Annotated in this window: 4 protein-coding genes; all 4 read left to right on the forward strand. The window is 50.2% G+C overall.

Annotated elements, in window-relative coordinates; all coding sequences use genetic code 11:
• On the forward strand, window positions 1-557 hold a 557-nt coding region (locus A7D21_RS33865; RefSeq protein ID WP_141718325.1), incomplete at its 5' end, for an ATP-binding protein.
• 359 nt (window positions 558-916) lie between these two features.
• On the forward strand, window positions 917-1,300 hold the full coding sequence (copC, locus tag A7D21_RS33870; protein ID WP_010565111.1) for a copper homeostasis periplasmic binding protein CopC: 384 nt from the start codon (window positions 917-919) through the stop codon (window positions 1,298-1,300).
• Window positions 1,301-1,303: 3 nt separating this feature from the next.
• Window positions 1,304-2,242, forward strand: a complete 939-nt coding sequence (copD, locus tag A7D21_RS33875; protein ID WP_010565112.1) for a copper homeostasis membrane protein CopD — start codon at window positions 1,304-1,306, stop codon at window positions 2,240-2,242.
• Window positions 2,243-2,316: 74 nt separating this feature from the next.
• The coding region (locus A7D21_RS36095) for a hypothetical protein (RefSeq protein ID WP_083272304.1) at window positions 2,317-2,645 on the forward strand (329 nt) is incomplete at its 3' end.

Genomic DNA, 2,645 nt, shown 5'->3' on the forward strand with positions numbered 1-2,645 from the left:
ACTCAAATCTTGATGATTTAAAACGTATGGGCCGGATGATTGATGACATGCTTTTTCTGGCGAAATCAGACAACGGTCTGATTACACATGAAAACAAACCGATAGACCTGGTAGCGGTAGTAGAGAAATTACTCGAATACTACCGCTTGCTTGCTGATGAGCGAGGGATCGACCTCAAAGTCACAGGGAGGGGGAGCGTCCGAGGTGACGTCCTTATGCTCGACAGGGCCATCTCTAATCTGCTCTCAAATGCACTCCGGTACACCCCCGAAGGGGAGTGTATTAGTGTCGATATCCGGCAGAAAGGAACTTCAATATCGGTCTCCGTGGAGAACCCTGGAAAGCCAATCGCGCCTGAGCATCTTGAAAAGTTGTTCGATCGTTTTTATCGCGTGGACCCGGCTCGCAGAGAAGGGAGCCCAAGCAATGCAGGGCTAGGTTTGTCGATCACTCGATCAATCATAGAAGCGCATGACGGCAAGATTTGGTGTACGTCATCAAGCGGAAAAACAGCCTTTCATATTGAACTCCCTTGTGCGGATGAAAAAAAGGCGTAAGGCCCGTTGCTCATATATATCTAGCAGCATGTGGTTAGCTCAAAGGGAACGTTCGTGGATGACGGAAACCTCTTGGCGCGTCGCAAAGGGAGTCACGTATTCGGCCCTGTATACGCGCTTATCAGTGTCCAAAATCCCACCTCAAGCTGACTGAAATGTAATCGAATAGTTTGCGTTCATGTGGCATCGTGTACTCGCACTGTGACGTTAGAGTTCTTGTGATTTCTTCCTGTCCAGCCCGCCCTAGGACACGGAATCTGCTAGGTATTCGCCAGTGGCTTTAACAAGCGTCAAAAAGTAAAAACTAGATATTCCCTAAAAAACCTAGAACCAACAGCTCTTGCTGTGAGGAGTCTTGCATGTCATTCCTTAAAACTACCACCGTAGCTGTTGCGCTGACTGCGGGTTTGCTTCTGAGTGCAGTTGCTCAGGCGCATCCAAAGCTGGTTTCTTCTACTCCCGCTGAAGGGTCGGATGCGGCGGCTCCTTCTAAAATTGAACTGCACTTTTCTGAGAATCTAACGACTCAGTTCTCTGGTGCCAAACTGATCATGACCGATATGCCTGGCATGCCGAACTCTCCTATGGGCGTAAAAGCCGGCGTTGCAGGTGGCAGTGATCCGAAGACGATGGTTATCACGCCCGCATCGCCATTGACCACGGGTACTTATAAAGTCGAATGGCGTGCCGTCTCCTCGGACACTCACCCGATTACCGGTAACTTTTCCTTCAAAGTGAAATGATTCATGAGCGACTCAATAAATATCGCTGTTCGCTTTGCCCTTTATTTCGATCTTATGCTCTTATTTGGACTGGCAATTTTCGGTCTTTATAGCCTGAGGGGTAAAGAAAGAGTATCGGGAGCGGTTTTGAATTTTGAGTCGCTTCTTTACGGTACATCTGTTGTAGGTGTAGCTCTGTCCCTTGCAGCCATGCTGTTGCTTGCGAAAGCAATGAGTGGCGTATCGGGCTTTATGGAGCTACATCACCATATTTTTCAAATGGTTCTCATGGGGACTGACGTCGGTTTGACCTGGATGGTCCGAATAGGGGCGTTGGTGACGGCAATTATTGGCGTTTCCCTGAACAAGCGCTTTCCAACACTGAGTCTTTGGATTGTCACTGTCTGTGGCGCGATTGCGCTAGCGACGCTGGCATGGACGGGGCACGGAGCAATGGACGAGGGAAGCCGTCGCTACTGGCACTTTATTAGCGACATCTTCCATCTTTTGGCCGCAGGCGGTTGGTTGGGTGCGCTAGCGGCATTTGCCCTGCTGCTGCGTTTGAAATCACTGAAAGGTGAGCGAGAAGCACGAATTCTTGCTCGGGTACTGACAGGGTTTGAATCGGCCGGCGCGGTGATTGTAGTGATCATCAGCATTACGGGAGTGGCGAACTACCTATTTATCGTTGGGCCAAATCTCGATGAGGTGATGCTCAGCACTTATGGCGAGTTGCTATTTTTGAAGGTCCTGCTCTTTGCCGGGATGATCGTATTAGCGACGCTCAACCGTTTTCACCTAAGCCCGCTCTTGGAACGTTCTGTTCGAAATGGAGACTATGCTGTCGCGGTCAATGCCTTGCGCCGTAGCATGAAGCTCGAATTTTCAATGGCAGTCATCATTATTTGTCTCATAGCATGGTTAGGTACTTTAAGCCCAGTAATGGAAATGAGCGCCGCATAGCGGTTGGTGATAGCCGACAAAGGAGTCTCAAGGGTGAATTGTAAGGGCCATTTGCACCGTCTACACTCCAGCTCATGAAACGCTACCTGCGGTTTTGCCTAATTTTCCTGATTAGCTTGGCGCTTCCCCTCAGCGGGATGGCGGGTGTTCAGGCATCGACTGAACCATGCCCGATGAAAACCATGGGCATGGCGATGATGGATGGTATGGGGCAAGACTGCTGCCACGACATGAAAAGTCCCACCGAGCATGGAAAACCCTGTAAGCCGGGCCAGGAATGCAAAACTGGCGGTATGCTGCAAGTCTCGATCATCAAGCCTCCTATCACCTTGTCCAGTCCTCTCGTTCTGCCCTTCTCCAGCCATTTCCCACTCGTACAAACCCCTTCAGGGGTATGGCGACC

It is taken from the genome of Pseudomonas sp. AP19 (assembly GCF_001728855.1).
GTDB classification, from domain to species: domain Bacteria; phylum Pseudomonadota; class Gammaproteobacteria; order Pseudomonadales; family Pseudomonadaceae; genus Aquipseudomonas; species Aquipseudomonas fluorescens.